Source organism: Robbsia andropogonis, assembly GCF_000970345.1.
Taxonomy (GTDB): domain Bacteria; phylum Pseudomonadota; class Gammaproteobacteria; order Burkholderiales; family Burkholderiaceae; genus Robbsia; species Robbsia andropogonis.
The window spans coordinates 1-1,242 of sequence record NZ_LAQU01000195.1 but is presented as its reverse complement, the minus strand read 5'-3'; the positions used below and the strand labels follow the sequence as shown (position 1 = coordinate 1,242).

The window sequence follows — 1,242 nt, the reverse complement described above, 5'->3', positions numbered from 1 at the left end:
CCGAAATCCTAGTTTGCTCATCGTCAAAACATATTCTTCCGAATTGCGGTTGAACACAGTCGGGGGCACCGTCACGCCTCCATCTATCCATTAATTCGGCCACTACGATTCTTATACGGCCTTCCGCGATCTCCTTCAAAAGTGGAACAACCGCTACGTCTGATACATGCAACAAAACGTTGAATAGGAGCGCTGTCAGTGCCTCCGGGTACTGGATACCGTGATCTGTCAACCGAATCTGATGGTCAGGTAACATCTGACGTGCAACCGCGACCGCCAATGGATTGATGTCGACACCAATATACTCTCCGGCACCGAATAGCGAGGCGATGCGCCCAACGCCACAACCCACTTCCAGCACCGGATAAATTTGACCTATCGATTCGCGAAGCGCCGCGCCTAAATCAAAGTCCTCTGGAAACGAGAGCCCGGTATCGGGTTTAATGTGCACTGTGTCTTGTGCGATCCAGAATGCCTCAGCACGCTTACGCCAAAGCAAGTTGTGCAATCTACATTGGATGCCTTGGTGCGTGTGCGGATAGTGGTGCGCGTTCAATGCCCGCCCGTCGGCTTTCGATGCGCGCGACGCTTGCCAGTGTCGAATTACTGGCTCACAGAAAATGGGGGCGTCCGCGATTTGCAGATATGAGCGCGGCAGCCATACCGTTTTTAGCGGCGCAACACTGCTGATGTCGCACCATGCAGAGCAAAGATGAATCTGATCCCATAACGTCGGGTCCGCATCGCACCGCTTGACCCATTGGTCAAGTAGTCTTCCGGCCAAGGCAGTTTTCCCAAAGTAAAGCGTACCCGAACAAAACTCCCAACCCTGATCCTGGCCTCTGACCAAGATCCGGTCGATTTGCTATCATAAGCCTGCAGGTTATAAAGAGTCTGGATTTCCATTGATTTTGGAATAAGGAAATCAGTTGGTAAATGCCTGCCCAAACTGCCGCGCCCGCTTGACATCATCCGTATGCAAGTAGATCGATGTGGTCGAAATCGAAGCGTGACGAAGGTTGTCCCGGACGGCGCTGAGTTCGACACCCCTGGCGATAGCGTGCGTGGCGTGCGTGTGCCGCATCCAGTGCGGCGTTGCCTGACGGAGTTTCTCGGCCAGCGTCGGATGGTCGTTTTCAATAATCTGCGCCGCCTGCCGGAAAACTTCCGCATCACTTCCCACAACCTCAAAGGCTTGATGCCGGCATCGCCGTCGTCCAGGCTGCCGATCAGCGGCGTGAC

General features: G+C 54.2%; 1 protein-coding gene and 1 pseudogene. Both read right to left on the bottom strand.

Going from position 1 to position 1,242, the window contains the following annotated elements; genetic code table 11:
- Nucleotides 1-508: class I SAM-dependent methyltransferase (locus tag WM40_RS30560; protein WP_157793835.1), on the bottom strand; the 508-nt coding region annotated here is incomplete at its 3' end.
- Nucleotides 509-925: 417 nt separating this feature from the next.
- Nucleotides 926-1,242 (bottom strand): annotated as a pseudogene (locus WM40_RS27075) (tyrosine-type recombinase/integrase); the annotation flags it as partial.